Below are 24,329 nucleotides of genomic sequence, written 5' to 3' on the forward strand. Positions count from 1 at the left end.
CTCCCGAACCCGACGTGATAAGCTGGGACGTGGTACGATACCAAAATACCAAAACGGACAGCACTACGCATCTGTTCTGCGAATAACAATGGGGCATCGGCGGTTGTATGGCGAGGATAATAGACCACCAACACAACGAAACAACAGTTTTTGAGTATAGATGATAGGAAACTATAAGGAGTATCACAATGAAACAATTTCCGGATTTTCTGAAAGAATACAAAACCGCTTTACAAAAATACAGGCAGCGCTCTGTCGAAATTCTTGCGGAACCCCTAAACGACGGTGAAACAACTGATATAAAAAGTTCCAAGTTTTTGGGAACCCCTTATTTGCCTGTCGGTACGGACTATCCGAAAGACAAGGATGGCAAGCCGCTTGTTTTATGGGTGCAATTAAATTTTTCGGAAATTCCTCATTTGGACGATTATCCCGAAAATGGTATTGTGCAGTTTTTCGCTTCGGCAGATAAGTGGTACGATTGCGAAGAAATAAAAGTACTTTTCCACGCGCATACGGACTCGCCGCCTCAAACTGATTTTCCGTTCTTAACCGAAGATTTGTACGAAGACTGCCCGATATGGTGCGGGCACCGTTTGCAGTTTAAAGAAGCTGAAGAGTACGGCGGTACCGAAGATTTCCGGTGCAGCTGTATGTTCAACGGAAAAAGCCCGTGGGAGCTTTATGATACGCTTGAGCCTGCACAAAAAGAAGTATTTGATGATTTATTTTACGGCACGGGGCACAAGATAGGCGGTTATTCATATTTTACACAAACCGATCCGCGCGATTACGGGCAAGAACATAAGAATGATGTTTCGCTTTTGCAAATCGATAGCGATGATAAGATTATGTTCGGGGATACCGGCACGGCTCATTTTTTTATCAATAAAGACGATTTGAAAAACAGAAACTTCAATAAGGTGTGGATGTATTGGGATTGCTGTTAAACAAATGGGCATCTCGTCTTTGGAAGAACTTTGGCGTATACAAAAGCGGTGGTACTTCCAAAGCCAAGATTTAAAAGGAGTGTTAGTAAAGAAGAACAATGTCAAACTTACCGAATAAAAAAGATTATAAGCTGGAAAATGATAGATACTATATTTATGCATTGCAAGCTTTAAAACAATTGTTTACCGAAACGTCCTGTACTTGGCAAAAATGGATTGAAACCGATATTGAAGAATACTTAAGCACAGGCAGCGTTGAGCATCATCTTGGGGCTTACGGAGGAATGGGCAGTATAAATGATATTTGGATTTGCAAGGTAAATAATCATACTATAAACGACGAGGCTGAACCATGGGCAAATGAGTTGATGGAATATCTTAAATGCCTTTCTTACGGAATTGCAAATATAATAAAAGCAGGAAAAAAAATCAATATTGAAAAAATATTCGCAGAAAGCCGGACACGGGAAATCTTAACCGGCATTCAGTGTGACTCTTGCGGTTTTTCACAAATACACAAAAGAGAAACGGATTCGTATTTGGCTTCACTTCTTTTACCTAAAATGGTAAAAGAAGCTGTCTTACAAAACCAAATGGGAGAATTGATTGCAGCTTGCCTCATACCGGATATTCCGAACTTGGTTGAAGAAAGAGAGCGGATTATAAAACTTGCGGAACAAAGCGGAATAGGTTTTTCGGCATCTAAAAATTCTTGCTGCAAAAAATGCGGCAGCGATACAAGAATCAAATATTGGAAATTAGACGGAAAACGGATATGAACGAAATTTATGCAATTAACGACTTATCGGAACTGGAAGATTTTTTACATTCTCAAAACGATATTGAAAAACTGCGTGAAAAACTTTTTGCGGAATTTTTAAAATATGCGGATTATAAAAGCGTATCGGAGTGGAACAAGGCGGTGCGTCTTTGCGAATGTCTTGCCGTAATCGGCTGGGGAAACCATGAACCTTTGGAAGCGTCAAGAGGTGTGTTTTTTAACGGTAATCCACGCACCTTTTTTTGCAACAGATTCGGAGAGTTCCGTTTTGTCGAAGCAATATGGTCAAAAAGAAAAACGGGCTTTACAATGGAGCATGGCAGAACTTCCTATTATCCCAGTCCCGATTGCAAAGACAAAAAACAACCGGTGTGTTGGGATTATCCCGTAACCGAAAATATAGAAGACATAAAAATTGAAAGTCAACGCAATTGGATTCCTAAAAATCCTGTTTGGATTGTGCGTACGATATCCAACTGTTATGAAAATTCCAAGCCGGTTATAGAAAGTATTGAGGAAAAACTTCAGGACGAATTGAATAAAAAAATGCGTCCCGAAAAATACGGCAAAGCCGTAAATTGTATTTTATTTAAATGTGCTTTCAGCTATTATGACCATGCTCATTGTAAAACAAACTATATCATCGATGAATCGGGACGCAAATTATCAAGTCAAGAAGCTGCAAAAGAATTACAGAAATTATACACAAAAGAAGAGATTTCCGAAAACGGATATTACTTGCGTCCCCGATTTCAATACGGGCCTTTTAAAGCAGATACGGGCAAGATAGAGGTAGTCATTCATTTTGAAAAAGAATTCAGCTTATTAACACATCATCAGCAAAAAGAAAAACTGGCAGAGTATTTTTTACTTGCTCTTAAAACCATTTCAGAAAAACAAAAAAAGAAAACACCGAATTATGATTTCAATTTAATGATTTCCGATTTTACCGAAATAATGAAAAAGTGGATGAATTAGGGAGGTGTAAATATGATACCGATTCAAGGTTTAGGACTTCTTTATGTTATGGTAATTTATATTGGGGGAATATCTTTGATATCGAAATTGTCTTTTATCAGCTCGCAAAGCAGTAAGGTGCAAACAATTGTGATATTGATAAGCCACATAATTCTTTCAACTATAAATTATTTTCTTTCGCGATTTTTAAACCGAAACGGAGTAAAGCACAGTGTTGCAGGTGCACGTTTGGAAAACGCCGTTATCGCTTTAAGCCTGATACTTTTGTTTGTGATATGTCTTATGATATACGGAGAATTTTTTAAGGGATAGAAAAAACGAGATACCAATTTATGATGTAATCAATACCCCCGATGCAGAGCATTTCCTAGAAATGGCGAAATTTCTTTTATTCAGAAGATGACCGGTCTCAGCAAAGAAAAAGTCGAAAACGTTTGAAATGCCTGCTATCCTGAGGTAACTTTGAATAGCCTTTTTAAAAATAGGCGGAGCAGATGCCGGGAGTCTATCTGAAATAAAGCGGAGACGTATCGGTACTTTTTAATAAAATTGATTTCTGCGGTAAGCATGTCTTTTATTTATTCCGATTATATGATATTATAGCGCAGGTTGGATCTCAACCTAACTTTAATTTTTCTATAGGAGGTATGATAAACAGTTCGGCAGAAATTCAGCCTCACTGTTTATCTGCCGAGTTTGCCTTTCGGCAAACGTCGCATTATTGTATGCAGTTTGTAAACAAACTGCGTGAAAAAACTTTTTTCGCAAATTGATATTTGCTGCAAAAATTTTTTATAGGAGGTTTATTTATGAAACCAACTCTTTTAGTTCTAGCTGCCGGAATGGGCAGCCGATACGGAGGTGTAAAACAAATCGCCGCTGTCGGAAGGCATGATGAAACCTTATTGGACTATGCTGTTTATGACGCGATGAATAACGGCTTTGGAAAGGTTGTTTTTATAATTAGGGAAGATATTGAAAACGATTTTAGAGAGCGTTTTTTTAATAGAATTGCACGCAATTGCAATGCCGATTATGTATTCCAATCTATGGACGGGTTTTTGACCGATGAGCAAATAAAAAGGGCTGTCAACCGGAAAAAACCTTGGGGAACAGCTCATGCTATTTTGTCTGCGGAGTTAAAAATAAATGAACCATTTGCCGTTATAAATGCCGATGACTACTACGGCCGCTCCGCTTATAAAACGATAGCAACCCATCTTTCAACCCTATCAAATGATTCCACGGAACACGCTATGGTCGGTTATATCTTGGATAAAACCTTGAGCCGCTCCGGTTCCGTTTCGCGAGGGGTCTGCCAAGTAGGAAACGGTTACCTTATCGGAATAACCGAACACAAGGATATTGCATACAAAAAAGAAGGTTCAGTCGAAAAGATTATTTCCGAACATGAGGGAAAGAACATTGAATTTTCAGGTAAGGAAACCGTCTCGATGAACCTATTCGGCTTCTCTCCTAAAATCTTCGACTTTATGAATGAGTATTTTAAAGACTTTATCCATAAATATGCAGAAAGTGAAAAAGCCGAATGTCTTTTGCCTGAAGGTGTAGGCGCAATGATGAAAAAGGGCTTAGGTAAGGTTAAGGTTTATACTACCACTGAAAGATGGTTTGGAATGACCTATCCCGAAGACAGAGAAATTGTTAAAAACGAACTTGAAAATAAGGTAAAAGAAGGCTACTATCCCGAATTCCTGTGGAGATAAAACTTTTATCTTTCGGCCAAGGCTTTTTCGACTTCGGGGGCAAAAAGAGCAAAGTCGTATTTTGTAGGATCTTCGGGACAAAATTCTTTAAGGCGTTCCGTTATTTCTTCTACGGCTTTGCGGTCATTTTGTTTGCGGGTTAAAAGGCCTAGAGCTCTTCCTCTTCGGGCACAGTGAACATCCAAAGGGAGATAGAGCTCAGACGGTTTAACGCTTTTCCATAAACCGAAATCGACCCCCTTATCCTTAGACCTTACCATCCAGCGTAAAAACATGTTCAGTCTTTTTGCTGCAGAACCGCCTTCCATATCGGCTATATGCTTTGTATTATGCGGATCCATGTTTTTGATAAATTCTTTTCTAAATCGGCTCATCCTGCTTATCAAAGGCTCATCTTGATTTTTAGATTTAAATAATTCTTCAAAATTTGAGCCCGATAAATAAATGCGTCTTATAGCCTTTGCTATGGCGAGGCTGTCTCCTCCGTTTAGGGTGCGGTGATAAAAAGTGTTTATTATTTTTAGTTGAGCCGATGTGCTTTGAGTTAAAAATGCGTGAGGCTGATTTTGTAAGAGAGCCATCAGTTTATCCGCACTTTTTAAGATGGCGGTTCTATTTCCCCATGCAAAAATAGAAACAAAAAAGCCTGCAATTTCTATATCTTCTTTTTTAGAAAAACGGTGCGGAATACTTATAGGATCGGCAGGTATAAAGGCCGGTTTTTCGTATTTTACTACGAGACGGTCAAGAGTCGTTTTTAAATTATTAAAATTGTTGCTCATTATATCTTTATTTTAAAATTTGTTTTTAAAAGTTTTATAAGTTCCAGCCATCGGGGATCGTGGGTGTCGGCAAGTCCTAAATCACCTACAAAATCTCCTCTCTCTTTGAAGAACCAGTGAATAAGGTTGAGCCTTATTTCATTTTCATCCAGTTTTGCATTTACGATTTTTAAAATGCTGAAAAGTTCATCGGCATTGATCAGCTTCCATTTTCCGCCGCTTATTATGTGATAAACGGAACCGTCGCTTGCTCTTTCAATCCTAAAATCTTTTTTAGGCTGTGTTTTTTTTACGCTGACGGTTTTGGCTCTTTTTTCTTCTATTGCCTGCAAGTCTTCTTCAAGAGCTTCTACCTGCATATTATATAAGTGAACGCGAGCCTGCTCTATCAAAAACAAGAGGCCTTCAGCATCCATTTGCTTTGTGAGCTCCGCTAATTCGGTAACTAGTTTTTTTTCGGCTGCCGATTGTTTATAGGCGGAAATAGTTTTTTTAGCCGGAGCCTTTGCCGTTTTCTTTGCAGCGGTTTTTGCCGGTGCCTTAGCTTTTTTTGTAGTTTTTGTTTCGCTTGCTTTTTTTGCCATATCATCCTCCAAGTTCCTCGGTTTTACGAGTTTATTTTTTTATATAGCATGTCCAAATCATCTTTTGAAAAGTATGATATTTCGACAACTCCTTTTTTTAAGTTTCCCTTTATTTGAACCTTTGTACCTAAGGAGTTTATAAACTGCTGTTCAATATCTCTTAATTCAAAATCATCGGTAGAAAGTGAAGACGTTTCTTTTTTTTGTTTTTTTGTTATGCGGCCGATTCCAGAATTAAGATCGGCTGCCATTGACTCGGCTTCGCGTACCGATAATTCCGATTCTAAAATTCTCGAAAAAAGAATTTTTTGATCGGCTGGATTTACTATGGACAGTAGAGAACGTGCATGGCCTGCCGAAATTTTATTTACCCGCAAAGCATCTTTCATTTCTTCCGGCAGCTTTAATATTCTTAAACTGTTTGTAATTGCCGACCGGCTTTTGCCGACCCTCTTTGCAAGTTCTTCTTGGTTTATGGCGGCCAGTTCCATAATCTCTTGGTAGGCAAGGGCTTCATCGATTGCATTTAGGTCTTCCCGCTGAATGTTTTCGATAAGGGCTACTTCCAGTTTCTTTTTTTCTTCAAAGCTGCGTAGGATTACCGGAACCGTTTCCAAGCCTAAACTGATGGCTGCTCTTGTGCGCCTTTCTCCGGCTATTATAAAATAACCTTTGTCCTCATGTTTTTCGGCTACAATCGGCTGAATTATTCCGTGTTCTTTTATTGATTCTGCAAGCTCGTTTATTTTTTCTTCATCAAAGGTTTTTCGAGGCTGATACGGATTCGGCTGCAGCAGTTTAGGGTCAATATTGATAATTGAGTCTTCGGAAATATTCAGTGATTCCACTATATGATTTGCCGGTTGTTCTTCCAAGAGGGCATTGAGGCCTCTTCCTAATGCCGATTTTTTAGCCACGGTTCAGTACCTCATTTGCAAGTTTTTCGTAACTTTTTGCTCCCGTACATTTTGCATCATAATTGCAAATCGGAATTCCATGTGAGGGGGCTTCGGATAATCTTACATTCCGCGGAATAATAGTCGAAAAAACCTTATCTTTAAAATATGAGGATACCTGCTGTACAACTTCTTGAGCAAGATTGGTTCTTGAGTCGAACATGGTAAAAAATATTCCACCTATTTCAAGAGAAGGATTAAGGCTTTGCTGTACCCTTTGAACTGTCTGCAAAAGAAGGGTTAAACCTTCAAGAGCAAAGTATTCGCATTGAAGCGGTATGTACACTTGATCGGCTGCTGTGAGTCCGTTTAAGGTTAAGATACCTAAAGACGGGGGGCAGTCGATTAGGATATAATCGTATTCGTTTTTTACGCTTTCGATAATATTTTTAAGATAGAATTCCCTGTCGGCTTCGTCTACAAGCTCTACCGTTGCTCCCGAAAGGTCTATTGAAGCCGGGATTGCCGATAAGTTTTTTACCGTTGTAGGGTAGATGGTATTTTTTATTGAGGTCTTTTGGGCAAGGGCCTCATAAACGGTCGGCCGCTTTTTTTGAATACCGACACCGGAAGACATATTCCCCTGAGGGTCAAAGTCTATTAAAAGAGTCTTTTTTCCTGTCAGTGCGATGTAAGCACCCAAATTAATTACGGAAGTCGTCTTCCCGACCCCGCCCTTTTGGTTTACAAAAACAAATGTTTTTCCCATAATGCTTCATTATACATGATTTTTAATATTTATGTAAGGGGTTTTTAAGCTTAACGATTTTTTAGGTATTAGAAGAAAATGAATTGAAAATTTTATAATATCATGTTAGAATTATCTAAATGGGGAAGTATTATGATAAATAAGGAAATCTTTGAAATTCGAGATAGATTTTTAGAAGCTGTTAAACCTCAAAAAATAATATTATTCGGATCATATGCTAAAGACTCTTTTACTGAAGACAGTGATTACGATTTTTATCTTATAATGCCTGATGATACTAAGAATGTATTACATTCGGCGCAGAAAGCCTATTTATCTCTGATAGATATGGATACAAAGCCTGTTGATATTGTTGTTAATACTGCTGCGGTATTTGAAAAAAGAAGTAAAATGCCCACACTTGAAAGAGTTGTTGCACAGGATGGAGTTGTTATTTATGAATGATGAAGCAGTCAAAGAATGGTTTGATTTTGCAAACATGGATTTTGTTTGTGCAAAACATCTATATGAAAATATGCATCCCAGGCCTTTAACTATTATCTGTTATCATTGTCAGCAAGCTTCAGAAAAATTTTTAAAAGGTTTGCTTATAGGGCTAAATGAAGAAATTCAAAAGACACATGATTTACTTGTACTGGCGAAATTGATAAAAAACAGCATCGATGTTCCGATTGATATTTTGAAAATATGTGCAATTCTCAATCCTTATAGTGTTAGAAGCCGATATCCGCAAGAGGTTTATGTAGACGATAATGATACAAAATATGCTATAGATTCGGCATACAAATTAAAGAAATGGGTAGAAGGTGCTGTTGATGCCCTCTAAAAATCGAGTTTTAGAAATTCTCTTATAAAAACCTTGACACATCCCTTTAAAGAATAGTAGAATACTCTCGATAAAACAATGAAAGGAAGGTTTATTTTATAAGGAATATTATGGTTTATTTTGTAGGGGCAGGTCCGGGGGATCCGGATTTAATTACAATAAAAGGGCGTAAGCTGATTGAAAAAGCCGATATAATTATTTATGCAGGCTCTTTGGTTTCAGCCGAGCATCTCACGTTTGCAAAGCCTAACTGTAAAACTTATAATTCGGCTTCAATGACTCTTGAAGAAGTTATCAAAGTTATGGAGGAAAACCGCAATGCTTTGATTGTGAGGCTTCACACCGGCGACCCTTCAATTTATGGGGCTGTCAGGGAGCAGATGGATGAGCTTGATAAACTCAGGATAGACTATGAGGTTATCCCGGGCGTGAGCTCTTGTACGGCGGCGGCGGCGGCAATCAAAAAAGAGTTCACCCTTCCCGATGTAAGCCAGACAATTATTCTAACCCGCATGGAAGGCCGCACACCCGTTCCTCAGGAGGAAAAGCTGGCAGCTCTTGCAGCACACAAGGCCTCGATGGCGATTTTTTTGTCGGTTCAAAATATGGAAAATGTAGTTGCAGAACTGCTTAAAGGCTATAAGGATGAAGCTACCCCCGCTGCCGTAATTTACAAGGCGACTTGGGAAGATCAAGAAATAATAATAGGTACCCTCGGCGATATTGCTCAAAAAGTAAAGAAGGCCGGTATAAACAAAACGGCACAAATCTTGGTGGGGAATTTTATTGCGGGAGATTATAAAAGGTCCCAGCTTTACAATCCCGAATTTTCTCACGAATTTAGAAAAGCGGAAAAATGAAAAAGATAGCAGTTTATTCCTTTACCGAAAAAGGGAAGCTCTTGGGAGAAAAACTATCAGGCTTGAATTCACAAATCGATCATTTTTATAATGCAAAAACGGCCGGAGGAATCCGATCCTTAATTTCCGATGATTTTAAAAATCGGGATGCCCTTATTTTTATTTCTTCTACAGGTATTGCCGTCCGCATGATAAAGGATTACATAAAGGATAAAACCAAAGACCCTGCGGTTCTTGTAATCGATGATTTAGGCCGTTTTGTAATTTCGCTTTTGTCGGGACATTTGGGCGGAGCCAATGCTCTCACCGAAAAAATTGCAAAGCTGCTAGGGGCTGTGAGTGTAATTACAACGGCTTCCGACAGCCGGAATATAGAAGCCGTCGACTTGTTTGCTCAAAAAAACAATTATGCTATTTTATCTATGGAAGATGCAAAGATAATTACCTCCCTTATGGTAGACGGAAAATCTATAGGCTTTTATTCGTGCGGAGGGTTTAATACCCCGACGCCCTGCGTCGTAACAAAGGGTATTAAAGCCGACTGCAACCACCTTATGAGAACAACATACCCCGACGCAAGCGTCGGGGTTGTTGATTCCGAAGATAAGGCGGCACCGATAAATTATCCCAATCTTTTTATTTTACAAGAAAAAGATTTTAATTCGCATTTAAAGGCCTTAACCGAAGAAAAAAAACTCGAAGGTCTTATCATCGTTTCAAATAAAAAAAGAGAAACCGTATCGGCTTTAAGCCGGCCTTTGCCCATCGTACACTTGGTGCCTAAAAATTTAAACTTAGGGATAGGCTTAAAAAAAGGAGTGGATAAAGAGACCGTTGCCGAGGCAGTAAAAAAAGCCCTCGATTCAATAAACAAGGATCTAATGGCTGTTAAAGCGATAGCTTCGATAGACTTAAAACAAAACGAAAAAGGCTTGCTTGAATTTGCAAAAGAATTAAAAATAAGCCCCGTCTTTGTTCCTAAAAGTCAAATAGAAAAAATAGAAGACAATTTTGAAAAGTCCGAATTTGTAAAAAAGACTGTCGGAGTTTACAATGTTTCGGCCCCTTCCGCCTTCCTCCTAGGAGGCAAAATAATTTTAGATAAGTTTAAACACGAGGGCGTAACCGTTTCGGTCGCTGAAGAGTGATGCACGGAAAAATAAGACAGCTCTTTTCAAAAATATAGATAATCTGATATAATATCCTGCCGATGGAAAAAGATAAATGGAATGCTTTTTGTAAATTTAAAAGCGAGTATAAAAACGAGTGTATTCATTACCTTGATATTTTAGGTTATAAATATAAGGAACCTTCTTTAGAAAACTATGCCGCCCAATCTTTTAAAAAAGAAAATGCTTCATTTTTTAAAGGGAGCTTGGCTGTGCTGCAAGAAGAGGCAGCTCTGGCGGGTAAAACGCCTCCCTATCCTGTAGAAACTCCGATTGTGTATAATCATGCTTGGGATTCGATAACCCAAGATGATGAAATTAAGCTCATCGTTATAGGCGATAATCCGGGGAAAAATGAGCAGCTTCATAAAAATCAAAAATATCTTGTGGGCCTTGCAGGAAAGATTGCAGATAACTTCTTTAAAAAAAATCCTTCGTTCGGAATCGATTTTAGAAAAAATGTTATTATCCTAAACAAAACGCCCATTCATACGGCAAAGACAAAGCAGCTGGATTATATTTTAAAAAAAGATGCGGACGGTTCTTTTAAAAAATTCTATGAAGAGTCTCAAATCTTTACGGCCCAAAAAACGGCTGAGCTTCAAAAAAAACTGGACTGCCCAATTTGGCTTGTGGGCTACAGCGAGCTTAAACCCCGCGGCTTATTTTATGCTTATGCAAATGAGATGAAGAATTTATATACGGATAAAAAAGAACCGCAAATTTTTCTTTATCAGCACTTTTCGATGAACAGATTTTTGATTGACCTAAAAGATAATTATGACCAAAGTATCAGCCTTGAAGAAAACTTATCTCTTTTAGGAATAAAACATCGAAATGAAATTCTACATTTTTAATACGGAGGAGCTTGGAAACTTATGACTGTAAATTCAAAACCGGTTGTAAATCTAAAATCGGTATTTTCAGATAAATCTTTTTTAAAAAACTTATTTATAATTGCCGTGCCTATAATATTGCAAAATTTTATAAGCTCCTTTGTAAATATTTTAGACACAATAATGATAGGCCGTTTAGGCACTGTTGAACTTGCAGCCGTAGGGCTTGGCAATCAATTGTTTTTTTTATTGAACTTGATTTTGTACGGCATAGGTTCGGGCGGCATGGTCTTTACCGCTCAATTTTGGGGCAAAAAAGATTTTAAGGGTTTACAAAAAACTTTTTCCGTTTCTCTCATCGTTGCAGTTTTTTTCAGTGCCATCTTTACACTGGCCTGCACTGTTTTTCCGAAAGAAATTTTATCCCTTTATTCAAAGGATGCGGCCGTAATCGAAAAGGGAGTAGACTACCTAAGCGTTTCGGCATTTTGCTTTTTGCCCTTTGCGGTAAACTTTATTTTTATGATTACCCTTCGTTCTATAGAAAAGGTAAGGGTAGCGGTTGGCGCAACGCTCGTTTCTCTTTTTGTAAACCTTATACTGAATGCCGTTTTGATTTTCGGTTTGTTGGGCTTCCCCGCACTTGGAGTTAAGGGGGCGGCTATTGCAACGGTGGCTTCCAGAGCTGCCGAGCTTATCATTCTTTTTTCCGTAACAAAGAAAAAGAAATATCCCATACTCGGAAAACTCAAAAATCATTTTGACTTTGATCTTAAATTTATAAGACAATACTTTGCGATAGTTATGCCGGTTCTAATAAACGAATCGTTATGGTCTTTAGGCATTACCTTTCATCATAAGATATTTGCAGGAATCGGAACATTTGCCTATGCCGCCTACAATATTACAAATACGGTTTCGATGTTGACATGGGTTATTTTTATAGGCTTCGGAAACGGAGTCAGCGTTTTGATAGGGAAAAAAATCGGAGAGCAAAATTATGATGAGGCAAAAACTTATGCGGCAAAGGTTTCAATCTTTGTGCCCTTTGTTGCCGTGTTTGTCGGTGCTATGCTAATTCCGATTTCGTATTTGACTCCGATTTTCTTTAATGTAGAAACAGTAGTCTTGCAGACCGTAATGAAGCTTTTTATAATTTTAGCCTGTTGTTATCCCTTAAAAGCCTTTAACATGTGTATGCTTGTCGGTATTCTAAGAGCGGGAGGCGATACCCGTTTCGGTATAATCTGCGATACGGCAGTTATGTGGTGTGTTTCCATTCCGCTGGCATATTCTTTGTCGGTTTATACTTCTATTCCGGCATGGGGAATTTATATTTGCCTTTTTAGCGAAGAACCTTTTAAGTCACTTTTAGGTCTTTGGCGTATCAGGTCAGGTAAATGGCTCCGCTCGGTTACGGATTAAGGATTGAGAAAAGAAGAACGATCCTTTCATTATGATACAGTATAACACGGTTTTATGCGGATTTCAATGTTTCTTTTAAAAATATACGGGCATCTGCCGTATTCCCCAACGGTTGACATTACTATCAAAAAAATACTAAAATGTTCTCTAATAAAATTATAAAGCGAGAAAACTATGGCTATTATAATAAAAACAACGGGGAAGGCTATCCCCAAAAAAATAATGCACAACAGCGATTTTCCCGCTTCTTTAGATACTTCGGATGAATGGATCAGAAGCCACACAGGGATAGGAAGCCGCTATATAGCTTCCCAAGAAGACACAAGTGCATCCCTAGGAGCCGAGGCCTGTAAGCAGGTCTTGGCAAATGAAAATCTAAATCCTCAGGATATAGACTTAATTATCTGCGCGACCGCCACGGCAGAATACCAAGGCTTTCCGTCGAATGCCTGTCTTATCCAAAAAGAACTGGGTGCAAAAAATGCGGCATGTTTTGACCTGTCGGCAGCATGTTCAGGCTTTTTATACGCAATAGATACGGCAGCAGCCCTCATGGAAAGGCACGGCCGGCGTTATGCCCTTGTCTGCGGCACCGAGGTTTTAAGCAAAATAATCGATTGGCAAGACCGTTCTACCTGCGTACTATTCGGAGACGGGGCCGGGGCAGCCCTCCTTGAAAACACCTTTGATAATTCAAAGAGGGGCATAGGCTCGGTAATTTTAGGTTCTGACGGAACAGGTTATGAAGCTCTTTATATGGCAGACCATCTAAAAATGAATGGAAGAACCGTCTACAATTTTGCAGTCGGCGTTATAACCGAAACCGTAAAAAGCCTTCTTCAAAAAGAAAACATCAATATGGAAGATGTAGACTTAGTTGTATGCCACCAAGCCAACAAGCGTATTTTAGAAGCCGCCGCAAAAAGACTTAACACCGATATGAGTAAATTCGCATGTAATATGGAAAACTACGGAAACACTTCGGCTGCTTCCATTCCGATAACCCTCGATGATTTGAGGCTTCAAGGAAAATTGACTGAAGGAACAACGATAATTACGGCAGGCTTTGGGGCCGGGCTCACTTGGGGCGGTGCCGTAATAAGGTTCTAGAATAAATATGGTAAAGAGAGGATTATGATGAACAGTATATTTTTATTTTCGGGGCAGGGAGCCCAATTTAAGGGTATGGCTCAAGATATTTTTGACGAATACGGAGCTGCAAAGGACCTAATCAAAAAAATCGGCGATATAACCGGAGAGGATATCGATACCCTTTTACGGCACACCGAAAACGAAGAGCTTTCAAGGAGCGATAAGAGCCAGTTGGCTATAATTGCGGTTGAGACGGCTATTCTTGCCGTTTTAAAAGAAAAAGGAATAAACCCATCAGCCGTTGCAGGTTTCAGTCTGGGTGAGTTTTCAGCCCTCTATGCTTCCGGTATTTTAAGCTTTGAAGATATGATACGCATCGTACAAAAACGAGGGGCTATTATGCAGGCAGCCTGCGATAAGATTGCAGCAAAGGCAACGGAGGGCTCCGGTGCCCTGGGTATGTCGGCTATTTTAAAACTTGAGCCCGAAAAGGTTCTGGAGCTATTAAAGCCCCATTCCGGCCCCAAAAGCGGAATAGTTTTTGCCGCCAATATGAATAGTCCCGTTCAAACCGTTATTTCGGGAACGGCGGAGGGCTTAAGCCTTGCAGAAGACTTGTGCAAGGAAGCCGGAGCAAAAAGATGCGTCCGCCTTGCGGTTGCAGGCCCCTTCCACTCCCCCCTAATGGAAGAAGCGGCAAAAGAATTTGAAGAGGTCTTAAAAAGCTTTGACTTTAAAGCCCCTCAAATCCCTGTATTTTCAAATGTTACGGGCAAGCAAGTAAAATCGGGAGAAGAAGCAAAAGCAAACGCAGTTCTTCACCTTACCCACCCCGTCCTATGGACGAGCGAAGAAAAGGAAATCGCTTCTTTAAGCGGAAGCTTAAACCCCTGCCGCCTCTTGGAAGTAGGCCCGGGAAACACCCTGTGCAATCTTTGGAGAGACAGCGGTTTTGCATCGGATGAACTCGCATGTTCACCGACAGGAACTTTAGAACAGCTAAATAAGATTATCGAATAGAAACGGAATATGCGGTTTATAAACAAACAGCTTGAAAAAATTTAAAGGAGATGTCTATGTCGGAACTTGCTTTTGAACAACTTTCAGCACAAGTTGATATGCTTTCCTATACGGAAAGAATTAGGTTGCTTGATAAAATAGTTAAGACTTTACACAAACCTGTAAAAGCTCATAAAAGGGAAGATTCAGACTTTAATGCTGCCTTTGGATTATGGAAGGACAGAAACATTTCAGTTGAAGAGATAAGAAATAAGGCATGGGGACGTTCTTAATGCTTTACCTTTGTGATACTTGTATTCTGATAGACTATCTTCGAGGGAAACTTGAGGTTCAGCAAAAACTTCAACAAGACAGAGAGCAAGGTTTGGGGCATGTCTTCCATTACTTATATGGAGTTAATGGTTGGGGCTTTGAACAAGCGTGAAGCCGGTATTATAAAAAAGGCTTTTTCGGATTTTGAGATTGTGGAAATTTTCGAAACAATTTCTATAAAGGCAAAGCACCTGATTGAAAAGTATACTAAAAGTCATGGACTTTTGATTCCGGATGCTTTGATTGCCTCTACGGCATTAGAGTTGGGATTGCCGTTGTATACTACAAATATCAAAGACTTTCGGTTTATTACCGATTTAATTTTGGTATAGATTAAAATATAAAACAATTTTATCTATAGAGTTTTGTGAGAAAGAATTTTGTGCTAAAGCACAAAACATCGTAATTAATGGAGGTATGAATGTTATTAAAAGGAAAAAAAGCATTGGTAACAGGCTCTTCGAGAGGAATCGGAAAAGAGGTTGTTAGAAGATTCATTGAAGAAGGAGCCGAAGTTTGGGGCTTATGTACAAAACCTTCTGCAAGCAAGGCAGAAATGGAGGCTTTTGCAAAAGAAAAAGGAAGTGTATTTCATGAAATATACGCCGACTGCGGCAATGCGGAAGGCCTTACCGAAACGGTAAAAAAAGCCCTCGAAGAATCGGGCGGCTTTGACGTACTCGTAAACAACGCAGGTATTACAAGAGACGGCCTTTCATTTAGGATGAAGCTTTCCGACTGGGAAGACGTTTTACGCGTAAACTTAACAGGCGTTTTTGTCGCCTCGCAAATTGTTTCTTCCGACATGATTAGAAAAAGAGCCGGTTCGATTATCAATATGACAAGTATCGTAGGCCTTCACGGTCAGGGTGGACAGGTCAACTATTCCGCAAGCAAGGCAGGCCTCATAGGTTTCACAAAGAGCCTTGCAAAAGAAACGGCAGGAAGAGGAGTACGCGTAAACGCCATCGCCCCCGGCTATATTGAAACAGATATGACCGCCGCCGTAAACGAAGAAATGCGGAAGGCATGGGTCGAGGGTATCCCCTTAAAAAGAGCCGGACAGCCCCTAGACATAGCAAACGCCGCAGTCTTTTTGGCTTCGGACTTATCGCTTTATATAACCGCCCAAGTCCTAGGTGTCGACGGCGGACTGGGAGCATAGGCTGAGTATATATACTTATTGACTTATACGTGCTTATATGTTACAATTATACGTGTGAGGTGATATATGTTGGCAAAACTTACATTAACTATAGATCGTTCTGTAATAGAGCAGGCAAAGGAGTATGCTCAAAAAAAGAACAGGAGCGTTTCTCGAATTGTAGAAGACTATCTTAAAAATATAGCAACCAATCATGAGATGAGTACTTCTTTTTATAAAATGAAATCACCGATAACTGATAGTATTTCCGGAATGTTTCATGATAATGGAAAGTCGTATAAAGATATGCTCAGTGAAGCATTACAGGACAAATATTTATGATAAAAAAGGTTTTTATTGATACAGATATTATCCTTGATGTTGCATTAGCTCGGGAACCGTTTTTTTCTTCCAGTAAAACCATATTAGCAATGGCAGAGAATAATATTATCATAGGAAATATTTCATCTAACTGTGTTGCCAATATCTATTATATATTGAGAAAATCCGGCGGTGATAATAAGGCGAGGAAATTTATACTAAATATAGTCAAGTATATAACCGTAATAGCAATTGATCATCAGAATGTATTAGAAGCACTAAAATCAAAATTTTCCGATTTTGAAGATGCGTTACAACATTCTTCAGCTGTAGAAAACCGATGCGAATATATAATAACCAGAAATATTGAAGACTATAAAAGTTCAAAAATAAAAGTTTTATTACCGGAGGAATTTATAGTAATGTTCCAATAAAGGTAAAAAAGAGTTCGAACATACGCTTCAATCTGACAATTCAGGACAAACCTACTTTACAGGTTAAGCGGATATTATATGAAATTTATGGAGAAACGATAAACAGCTCGGCAGAAACTCAGCCTCACTGTTTATCTTAGAGTTTTGTGCAAAGCACAAAACATCATAATTATTGTATGCGGTTTGTAAACAAACCGCTTGAAAAAACTTTTTTCGGAAGCTGAAACTTCCTGCAAAAAGTTTTTATGGAGGTATGATATGATTGTAAAACCTATGGTTAGGAACAATATTTGTCTAAACGCTCATCCGCAAGGATGTAAAAAAGGCGTTGAGGATCAAATAGAGTACACAAAAAAGAGAATTACCGCTGAGGTAAAAGCCGGAGCAAAGGCGCCTAAAAACGTGCTGGTACTCGGCTGCTCGAACGGTTACGGACTTGCAAGCCGAATAACGGCAGCATTCGGCTATGGGGCCGCCACTATCGGCGTTTCCTTTGAAAAGGCCGGAAGCGAAACAAAGTACGGCACACCCGGCTGGTACAACAACCTTGCCTTTGACGAGGCTGCCAAAAGAGAAGGCCTTTATTCCGTAACTATAGATGGAGACGCCTTTTCCGATGAAATCAAGGCACAAGTAATCGAAGAAGCCAAAAAGAAAGGAATTAAATTCGATCTTATAGTTTACAGTTTGGCAAGTCCTGTAAGAACCGATCCCGACACAGGCATAATGCACAAGTCCGTCTTAAAACCCTTCGGTAAGACGTTTACAGGCAAGACAGTCGATCCCTTTACGGGAGAACTAAAAGAGATCTCAGCCGAACCAGCAAACGATGAAGAAGCCGCTGCAACCGTTAAGGTTATGGGAGGAGAAGACTGGGAACGCTGGATAAACCGGCTTTCAAAAGAAGGTCTTTTAGAAGAAGGCTGCATTACCCTAGCCTATTCCTATATCGGCCCGGAAGCTACACAGGCCCTCTACCGAAAAGGCACCATAGGAAAAGCGAAAGAACACCTTGAAGCAACAGCCCACCGCCTAAACAAAGAAAACCCGTCAATACGGGCCTTCGTTTCGGTAAACAAGGGCTTGGTAACAAGGGCAAGTGCGGTAATTCCCGTAATTCCCCTATATCTCGCTTCCTTGTTTAAGGTTATGAAAGAAAAAGGAAACCACGAGGGCTGTATCGAGCAAATTACCCGCCTTTATGCCGAAAGACTCTACCGTAAAGACAGCACAATTCCCGTCGATGAAGAAAACAGAATCCGTATCGACGACTGGGAGCTTGAAGATGACGTTCAAAAGGCAGTTTCGGCTTTAATGGAAAAGGTAACAAGCGAAAATGCCGAAAGCCTAACCGACCTTGCCGGCTACCGCCACGACTTTTTAGCCTCAAACGGCTTTGATGTCGAAGGCATCAACTACGAAGCCGAAGTAGAAAGGTTTGACAGGATTTAAATTGAGGTAATGGCAAAAAAAGCTAAAACGGATATTCGATCTTCGGCAGCGGAGTATTTGACTTTTGTTGCAGCGGGCGGTAAAAGCGCTGAAAATATCGAAATACGGTATGAAGATGAAAATATTTGGCTGACTCAAAAAATGATGGCTGTTTTGTATGATGTTGATGTAAGAACAGTCAACTATCATATTAAGAAAATTTTTATTGATAGTGAGTTACAAGAAAATTCAGTTATCCGAAATTTTCGGATAACTGCCGCTGACGGAAAAGGCTATGACACAAAACACTACGGACTGCAAATGATTATTGCCGTAGGCTTTAAAGTTAATTCTGAGCGGGCGGTGCAATTTAGAAAATGGGTCAACCGTATTACGAAAGAGTATACAATCAAAGGCTGGGTCATGGATTCGGAGCGGCTGAAAAAAGGCTCTTTTCTTACGGACAAATATTTTGAAGAACAGCTGGAGCGGGTTAGAGAAATCAGGGCAAGCGAACGCAAGTTCTATCAAAAGATTACCGACCTGTATGCAACTGCTTTAGACTACGATAAAACAGCCGCTGCTACCAAAAGGTTTTATGCAACGGTACAAAACAAAATGCATTTTGCCGTCCACGGACATACGGCTGCGGAGCTTATTTATGAGCGTGCCGACAGTACGCAACCGCACATGGGACTGACTACATGGCAGGATGCTCCCGAAGGCAAAATTAAAAAATCCGATGTTATTATTGCAAAAAACTATTTAAGCGAGACAGAACTTTCGCAGTTAAACCGGATGGTAACTTCATATCTCGACTTTGCAGAAAATATGGCGTTGCGGAAGATTCCGCTTACCATGCAAGATTGGGAAACGCGGCTTACCGGTTTTATCGAAATGTTCGAATACGGACTTTTAAAAGATGCAGGAAAGGTATCTGCAGAAATTGCAAAACTGCATGCCGAATCCGAATTTGAAAAATACCGCATCATTCAAGATAAGACCTTTGTTTCCGATTTTGACAAATACTTAGCGGAATTGGAAAATACCATTAGCGGATAATTATAAAATATGGAAGATTATAATAAAGCATTAGACATTTATATATGGGGGATTTTAATAAACACTTATGAAAAAATTTTTAATGATAACGATTACAGTATGTTTATTAGCAGGCGGTGTAAATGCCTTTGCCTATGGAATCAATAGCTTTACGGTTTATGATGCACAAGACAATATTGTACACAAGATAACCGCCAAGAGCGAAGTCAATGCGTTATATCTGCTTTTTCAAGAATCTTTGCATATAGCAGCTGACGAAGCTTTGTTTACGGAATTACCTAAAGACGCACAAGTGTTATACCGTTATGTTCTTTCATATAATTACGGTGATGATGAGCAGTATTTCAGTTTTATAGTATATAAAAATTATCCTCTTTGCCGGATTCCCCAATTACAGGAAAAGGAGGATATCCCAAAAGAATTAACATGGAAACTTTTTAAATACGCATACGAAATCGCAAGCAAGCCTGCTGAGGTGAAAAAACAGCTTTCTTATTCTGCGAAAAATTCTTATATCCGCATATATGATGATAAGAGCTCTCTTTTACTATTTATTACAGGGGAAAAAATTCTGGATATATTTGACACATTGTTTGGAAAAGATATCGCCGAAATCGAAATCGAAGAAAGAAATTTGAAAAGCCTTTTTACCGCCGAAAGCGTTCATAATGGCCGAGAAGTCCTTGTACATTATTCATTTATGGATGATGACAAAATTATGAAGCTGTATCTTTACAAAGACACAAAAGAAATGAATATAACAACCGATACCGGAGTTCTAAAAGTAAACCTTTCAGAAGAAGCGTATAGAATTTTAAGCAACCCTAAAAGCTTTCAAAAAGAATTCGAAGAAAAAAGATGATAAAAAATGAAGTTTATGGATAGTTGGTAATGAATAATGTAATTATACAATGCCAATTAAAGGACTGAACATTTATGAAAAAATTTTTAACGGTATTATTTTTAACAGGATTGTTGACAACGCGTATCGCAGCGGCGGAAAACCCTGCAAAAACCGCAGGCGCAGGAAGAGCAATACTCGGTATAAACGGCGACCAAAAAAGAATAGTCGTGACGGCGGTAACGGCTGATGGTTCCGCAATACAGGTTGAAGGTTGTACGGTTACGGAATTACCGAGCGGCGAAAGAACGGTGCTCACTGCAACGGGAGCAAAGGTCATCCTTAAAGGCGCTATTACCAAGCTGGACTGTGGAGGCAACCGGCTTACAGAGCTTAACGTACAGGGGTTAACATCTTTACAAAAATTATTCTGCGATGACAATCTGCTTACCTCGCTTGATGTCAGCGGTGTAACCGCTTTGCAAAGCTTGAGCTGCGGAGAGAATCTACTGACCTCGCTCGACGTATCGGGTTTAACCGGTTTACGGGAACTGTACTGCAACCGCAATCAGCTGTCTTCGCTTGATGTACAGAGTTTAACCGCTTTGCAGGATTTGTTCTGCAACGCCAATAAACTTATTTCGCTTAACGTACAAGACCTAAAAGTGTTACAGAGACTGCACTGTAACAGTAACCGGCTTACTTCACTCGATATTCGGGATTTAAGCGCTTTACAGGAACTGGACTGCGTAGGTAATGAACTTACCTCGCTTGATGTACATGGCGTAACCGCATTATGGGAACTGGAATGCAGTAAAAACATGCTTACTTTGCTCGATGTACAAAGTTTAACTTCCTTATCGAAGCTGGACTGTTCCGCAAATCAACTTATCTCACTAGACATACGGAACTTAGCAGCTTTACAGGAGCTGGATTGTAGTAACAATAAACTTACCGCACTTTATGTGCAGGGATTGAATGCGTTACAGGAACTGAACTGTTCCGAAAATGAACTCACCTCACTCGAAATACAGGGTTTGACGGCTTTGGAAGTACTGGATTCCGGCCGCAATGACCTTACCTCACTCGATGTACAAGGATTACCGGCTTTAAAGATACTGAGCTGTACCGTCAATGAGCTTACCTCACTCAAAGTACGGGACTTACCGGCCTTGGAGAAACTGGACTGTTCCGTAAATCAACTTACCTCAATCGATATACTGGAGTTAACTGCTTTAAAGGAACTGAACTGTTCCTTAAATCAACTTACCTCAATCAATATACTGAAGTTAACCGCTTTAAAGGAACTGGACTGTTCCGCAAATCAACTTGCCTCACTAGACGTACGGAACTTAGCAGTTTTGGAGAAACTGGATTGCAGGGACAATAAACTTACCTCGCTTAATGTGCGGGGATTGAATACATTACAGAAATTGTACTGTTCCGAAAATGAGCTCACCTCACTCGAAATACAGGGCTTAAAGACTTTGCAGAAACTGAACTGTTACAAAAACAAGCTTACCTCACTCAATGTACAGGGGTTGACCGCTTTACAGTGGCTGAATTGCGGTTATAATGAACTTACAACACTTAACCTAAAAGGCTTACACGCATTGCGTGACCTGGAGTGCTTTAACAATAATCTTGCTGAACTCGACGTACAGGCCATAAACACCTTACAAAGACTGAACTGTTATCATAATAAACTTTCTACTCTTGAACTATCAACATTACACGGTTTACAGGAACTGTGCTGCTATGATAACCTTTTTAACGAAAAAAACCTTATCCGGATACTAACCGCCCTACCCGATAGGAAACAAAAAAAAGAAGGCAGAGCTTTGATATATGGTAAAAAAAATGATCCAAGGGAAGGAACTATAACGGATTTTTCTTCTTCCGCCGAATTAAAAGCCGCTTTTGAAACTGCAAAAGCAAAAAACTGGAGATTCTATAAACGGGATACAGTTGGAAATGAGGAAGAGGTTTAAGATGCTTAAAAATGGATTTTTATAAGGGATAGACACTCTGCCTGTATAAATGATAAAATGTCGGCCTTTACGGTTAAATAAATAAAACTTTAAGGAGATTTTATGAAAGAAGATTTTATTTTGAAAGTTATAGAAAAGTTTGAAAAAGGCGATGCGGTGGTCTTACAGATAAAGCAGGACGACTGTGAGCTTATCTTAAAAAAAGAAGGAGCCTTTCCTAAAAAGGAAGCTGCCATTCAGTCAGGTGCGTGCGGAGGAGTGCAGACCGCCTATCCTATGCCCTATGCAGCGATACCGGCAGGATTTCAATCCGGACTTTCGGCGGGCATCCAGACAGCTCCGGCAGGAACAGCTGGGCAAGCGGCAGCGCCTCAAGCAGCAAGTCCTGCTGCAGAATCTCCTGCTCAAGCATCACCCGCAGCTTCATCGGCTCAAAACCTACTTGAAGTAAAAAGCCCCATTGTAGGAACCTTTTACAGGGCACCATCTCCCGATTCTCCGCCCTATGTTGAAAAAGGCAGCTCGGTAAAAAAAGGACAGCCCCTTTGTGTGCTTGAGGCTATGAAGATGATGAATACCCTCGAATGTGAATATGACGGAGTTATAGAGGAAATCTTAGTTTCAAACGGAGACCTTGTAGAATTCGATCAGGTCTTGTTTAAGATAAAGGCTAAATAGGAAGGTTCCTATGATTAAAAAAATACTTATCGCCAACAGAGGCGAGATAGCCGTGAGGGTTATCCGCTCCTGCCGCGAAATGGGAATAAAAACCGTCGCCGTTTACTCTACGGCGGACAAGGACTGCCTTCATGTGCTTTTAGCTGATGAGGCAGTCTGCATAGGCCCGCCCCCCTCGGCTAAAAGCTATCTTAACAGGGAAGCTCTAATCACGGCAGCCCTTTGCACTTCTTGCGAGGCTGTACATCCGGGGGTAGGCTTTTTATCGGAAAACGCAGGTTTTGCCCGAGAGGTAGAAAATGCAGGGCTTTTTTGGATAGGGCCAAAACCCGGCACAATCGAAATGCTCGGCGATAAGGTCTGTGCCCGCGAAACAGCCGTAAAAAGCGGACTTCCCGTAACCCCCGGCTCGGATGGAGCTATAAAAGAATTGGCCGAAGCTAAAAAAACGGCAGAAAAATGCGGCTATCCTGTTATCATTAAAGCTGCCTCAGGCGGCGGCGGAAAGGGAATGCGCATCGTCTATAAAGAATCGGAATTAGCCGAAAACCTAAAAATCGCTTCCGCCGAAGCCGAAGCCAATTTTGCCGACGGCACCGTTTATATCGAAAAATATCTGGTAGATCCGCGCCATGTAGAGCTTCAAATTCTAGGCAACGGAAAAGGAGCCGTTTCCGTTTTGGGTGAAAGAGACTGCTCGGTTCAAAAAAATCATCAAAAGTTGATAGAAGAAAGCCCCTCTCCGGCCGTAAGCGAGGAAATGCGGGAAGCTATGTGTAAGGGAGCCGTCAGCCTTTTTTCTTCCCTTAAATACCGCGGGGCGGGAACAATCGAGTTCCTCGTATCTGGCAATAATTTCTACTTTATGGAAGTAAACGCCCGAATTCAGGTAGAGCATCCCGTTTCGGAGATGATTACCGGCACCGATATAATTGCAGAACAAATCCGTGTTTGTACAGGGGAAAATATGAAGTTTGCCCAAGGAATTTTGCCTACCAAGGGCTGGGCTATCGAAGCCAGAATAAATGCCCGCTCTCCCGGACTTATAAAGAATTTAAGGATTCCCGGAGGAAACGGAGTGCGTTTTGACAGCTTTTTATATCAAGGCTATTCGGTAGTTCCGTTTTATGACTCGATGACGGCAAAGCTCATCGTTCACGGGGCAGACAGGACTAATGCCATTCAAAAGCTGCTTTGCGCCCTCGATGAGCTTAAAATTGAAGGCATTACCTGCAATATAGAAGAACAAAAGATTATACTTAACTCAAAAAAGTTCAAATCGGGAGTTTTCGGTACAGGGCTCTATGAAGAGCTTTTTGGAAATAAGTAAGGAGAGTTGATAAACAGTTCGGCAGGAATTCCGCCTCACTGTTTATCTGACGAGTTTTGTGCTTTGCACAAAACATCGCATTATTGATTG

The 24,329-nt window shown here is 40.2% G+C and carries 28 protein-coding genes; 24 read left to right on the forward strand and 4 right to left on the reverse strand.

Annotation, left to right across the window (positions count from 1 at the left end):
• The first annotated feature begins 188 nt into the window (after positions 1–188).
• The 5 genes from E4N80_RS10455 (at position 189) to E4N80_RS10475 (ending at position 4,436) form a co-directional block, all read left to right on the forward strand.
• Positions 189–950 (forward strand): YwqG family protein, encoded by a 762-nt coding sequence (locus E4N80_RS10455; protein ID WP_253699161.1) that lies wholly within the window; start codon positions 189–191, stop codon positions 948–950.
• 98 nt (positions 951–1,048) lie between these two features.
• Positions 1,049–1,729, forward strand: a complete 681-nt coding sequence (locus tag E4N80_RS10460) for a DUF6966 domain-containing protein (RefSeq protein WP_253699162.1) — start codon at positions 1,049–1,051, stop codon at positions 1,727–1,729.
• Positions 1,726–2,709: a hypothetical protein gene (locus E4N80_RS10465; protein ID WP_253699163.1), complete on the forward strand. Its 984-nt coding sequence runs from the start codon at positions 1,726–1,728 to the stop codon at positions 2,707–2,709. The genes E4N80_RS10460 and E4N80_RS10465 overlap by 4 nt, the downstream gene beginning before the upstream one ends.
• A gap of 12 nt (positions 2,710–2,721) precedes the next feature.
• Complete coding sequence (locus E4N80_RS10470; protein ID WP_002686970.1) at positions 2,722–3,021, forward strand: hypothetical protein; 300 nt, start codon at positions 2,722–2,724, stop codon at positions 3,019–3,021.
• A 497-nt stretch (positions 3,022–3,518) separates the two neighbouring features.
• Positions 3,519–4,436 carry a nucleotidyltransferase family protein gene (locus E4N80_RS10475; RefSeq protein ID WP_253699164.1) on the forward strand — a complete coding sequence of 306 codons (918 nt, stop codon included), beginning with the start codon at positions 3,519–3,521 and terminating at the stop codon, positions 4,434–4,436.
• Between the two features lie 5 nt (positions 4,437–4,441).
• Here the strand turns inward: E4N80_RS10475 and E4N80_RS10480 are convergent, their stop codons facing one another.
• The 4 genes from E4N80_RS10480 to E4N80_RS10495 are packed head-to-tail and all read right to left on the reverse strand — an operon-like array spanning position 4,442 to position 7,467.
• The gene (locus E4N80_RS10480; protein WP_253699165.1) at positions 4,442–5,218 is read right to left on the reverse strand and encodes a TIGR02757 family protein; all 777 of its coding nucleotides are present in this window, start codon (positions 5,216–5,218) and stop codon (positions 4,442–4,444) included.
• Positions 5,218–5,802 (reverse strand): hypothetical protein, encoded by a 585-nt coding sequence (locus E4N80_RS10485; RefSeq protein WP_253699166.1) that lies wholly within the window; start codon positions 5,800–5,802, stop codon positions 5,218–5,220. The genes E4N80_RS10480 and E4N80_RS10485 overlap by 1 nt, the downstream gene beginning before the upstream one ends.
• Before the next feature lie 23 nt (positions 5,803–5,825).
• Positions 5,826–6,719 carry a ParB/RepB/Spo0J family partition protein gene (locus E4N80_RS10490; protein WP_253699167.1) on the reverse strand — a complete coding sequence of 298 codons (894 nt, stop codon included), beginning with the start codon at positions 6,717–6,719 and terminating at the stop codon, positions 5,826–5,828.
• On the reverse strand, positions 6,712–7,467 hold the full coding sequence (locus E4N80_RS10495; protein ID WP_253699168.1) for a ParA family protein: 756 nt from the start codon (positions 7,465–7,467) through the stop codon (positions 6,712–6,714). Before E4N80_RS10495 ends, E4N80_RS10490 begins: the two co-directional genes overlap by 8 nt.
• A 132-nt stretch (positions 7,468–7,599) precedes the next feature.
• On the opposite strand from E4N80_RS10495, the gene E4N80_RS10500 reads away from it, so the two are divergent.
• From E4N80_RS10500 to E4N80_RS10590, 19 genes are all read left to right on the forward strand, one after another.
• Entirely contained in the window at positions 7,600–7,911 is a 312-nt protein-coding gene (locus tag E4N80_RS10500; RefSeq protein WP_038133843.1) for a nucleotidyltransferase family protein, read from the forward strand.
• Complete coding sequence (locus E4N80_RS10505; protein ID WP_253699169.1) at positions 7,904–8,293, forward strand: HEPN domain-containing protein; 390 nt, start codon at positions 7,904–7,906, stop codon at positions 8,291–8,293. Before E4N80_RS10500 ends, E4N80_RS10505 begins: the two co-directional genes overlap by 8 nt.
• 110 nt (positions 8,294–8,403) lie before the next feature.
• Positions 8,404–9,153 carry a precorrin-4 C(11)-methyltransferase gene (gene cobM, locus E4N80_RS10510; protein WP_253699170.1) on the forward strand — a complete coding sequence of 250 codons (750 nt, stop codon included), beginning with the start codon at positions 8,404–8,406 and terminating at the stop codon, positions 9,151–9,153.
• A complete protein-coding gene (gene cbiG, locus E4N80_RS10515) occupies positions 9,150–10,301 on the forward strand; it encodes a cobalt-precorrin 5A hydrolase (protein ID WP_253699171.1) in 1,152 nt (383 codons plus the stop codon). The genes cobM and cbiG overlap by 4 nt, the downstream gene beginning before the upstream one ends.
• Before the next feature lie 62 nt (positions 10,302–10,363).
• A complete protein-coding gene (locus E4N80_RS10520; protein ID WP_253699172.1) occupies positions 10,364–11,179 on the forward strand; it encodes a hypothetical protein in 816 nt (271 codons plus the stop codon).
• A 21-nt stretch (positions 11,180–11,200) separates the two neighbouring features.
• Positions 11,201–12,583: an MATE family efflux transporter gene (locus E4N80_RS10525; protein WP_253699173.1), complete on the forward strand. Its 1,383-nt coding sequence runs from the start codon at positions 11,201–11,203 to the stop codon at positions 12,581–12,583.
• Positions 12,584–12,757: 174 nt separating this feature from the next.
• Positions 12,758–13,693, forward strand: a complete 936-nt coding sequence (locus E4N80_RS10530) for a beta-ketoacyl-ACP synthase III (protein WP_002686930.1) — start codon at positions 12,758–12,760, stop codon at positions 13,691–13,693.
• A gap of 27 nt (positions 13,694–13,720) precedes the next feature.
• Positions 13,721–14,695: an ACP S-malonyltransferase gene (locus tag E4N80_RS10535; RefSeq protein WP_253701057.1), complete on the forward strand. Its 975-nt coding sequence runs from the start codon at positions 13,721–13,723 to the stop codon at positions 14,693–14,695.
• A gap of 56 nt (positions 14,696–14,751) precedes the next feature.
• Positions 14,752–14,967 (forward strand): hypothetical protein, encoded by a 216-nt coding sequence (locus E4N80_RS10540; RefSeq protein WP_253699174.1) that lies wholly within the window; start codon positions 14,752–14,754, stop codon positions 14,965–14,967.
• 138 nt (positions 14,968–15,105) lie between these two features.
• Positions 15,106–15,339 carry a PIN domain-containing protein gene (locus E4N80_RS10545; RefSeq protein WP_253699175.1) on the forward strand — a complete coding sequence of 78 codons (234 nt, stop codon included), beginning with the start codon at positions 15,106–15,108 and terminating at the stop codon, positions 15,337–15,339.
• 89 nt (positions 15,340–15,428) lie between these two features.
• Entirely contained in the window at positions 15,429–16,172 is a 744-nt protein-coding gene (gene fabG, locus E4N80_RS10550) for a 3-oxoacyl-[acyl-carrier-protein] reductase (protein ID WP_147623895.1), read from the forward strand.
• 66 nt (positions 16,173–16,238) lie between these two features.
• Positions 16,239–16,493 (forward strand): DUF6364 family protein, encoded by a 255-nt coding sequence (locus E4N80_RS10555; protein ID WP_253699176.1) that lies wholly within the window; start codon positions 16,239–16,241, stop codon positions 16,491–16,493.
• Positions 16,490–16,906 (forward strand): PIN domain-containing protein, encoded by a 417-nt coding sequence (locus E4N80_RS10560; protein WP_253699177.1) that lies wholly within the window; start codon positions 16,490–16,492, stop codon positions 16,904–16,906. Before E4N80_RS10555 ends, E4N80_RS10560 begins: the two co-directional genes overlap by 4 nt.
• A 258-nt stretch (positions 16,907–17,164) precedes the next feature.
• Entirely contained in the window at positions 17,165–18,358 is a 1,194-nt protein-coding gene (gene fabV / locus E4N80_RS10565; protein WP_253699178.1) for an enoyl-ACP reductase FabV, read from the forward strand.
• 9 nt (positions 18,359–18,367) lie between these two features.
• Positions 18,368–19,399, forward strand: coding sequence for a virulence RhuM family protein (locus E4N80_RS10570; RefSeq protein WP_253699179.1), 1,032 nt, complete (start codon positions 18,368–18,370; stop codon positions 19,397–19,399).
• A 67-nt stretch (positions 19,400–19,466) separates the two neighbouring features.
• Positions 19,467–20,261: a cysteine protease gene (locus E4N80_RS10575; RefSeq protein ID WP_253699180.1), complete on the forward strand. Its 795-nt coding sequence runs from the start codon at positions 19,467–19,469 to the stop codon at positions 20,259–20,261.
• Positions 20,262–20,335: 74 nt separating this feature from the next.
• Positions 20,336–22,231: a leucine-rich repeat domain-containing protein gene (locus tag E4N80_RS10580; RefSeq protein ID WP_253699181.1), complete on the forward strand. Its 1,896-nt coding sequence runs from the start codon at positions 20,336–20,338 to the stop codon at positions 22,229–22,231.
• Between the two features lie 102 nt (positions 22,232–22,333).
• The gene (accB, locus tag E4N80_RS10585; RefSeq protein ID WP_253699182.1) at positions 22,334–22,909 is read left to right on the forward strand and encodes an acetyl-CoA carboxylase biotin carboxyl carrier protein; all 576 of its coding nucleotides are present in this window, start codon (positions 22,334–22,336) and stop codon (positions 22,907–22,909) included.
• Positions 22,910–22,919: 10 nt separating this feature from the next.
• Positions 22,920–24,239 carry an acetyl-CoA carboxylase biotin carboxylase subunit gene (locus E4N80_RS10590; RefSeq protein WP_253699183.1) on the forward strand — a complete coding sequence of 440 codons (1,320 nt, stop codon included), beginning with the start codon at positions 22,920–22,922 and terminating at the stop codon, positions 24,237–24,239.
• Positions 24,240–24,329: the final 90 nt, after the last annotated feature.

It is taken from the genome of Treponema denticola (assembly GCF_024181605.1).
Classification (GTDB): Bacteria; Spirochaetota; Spirochaetia; order Treponematales; family Treponemataceae; genus Treponema_B; species Treponema_B denticola_B.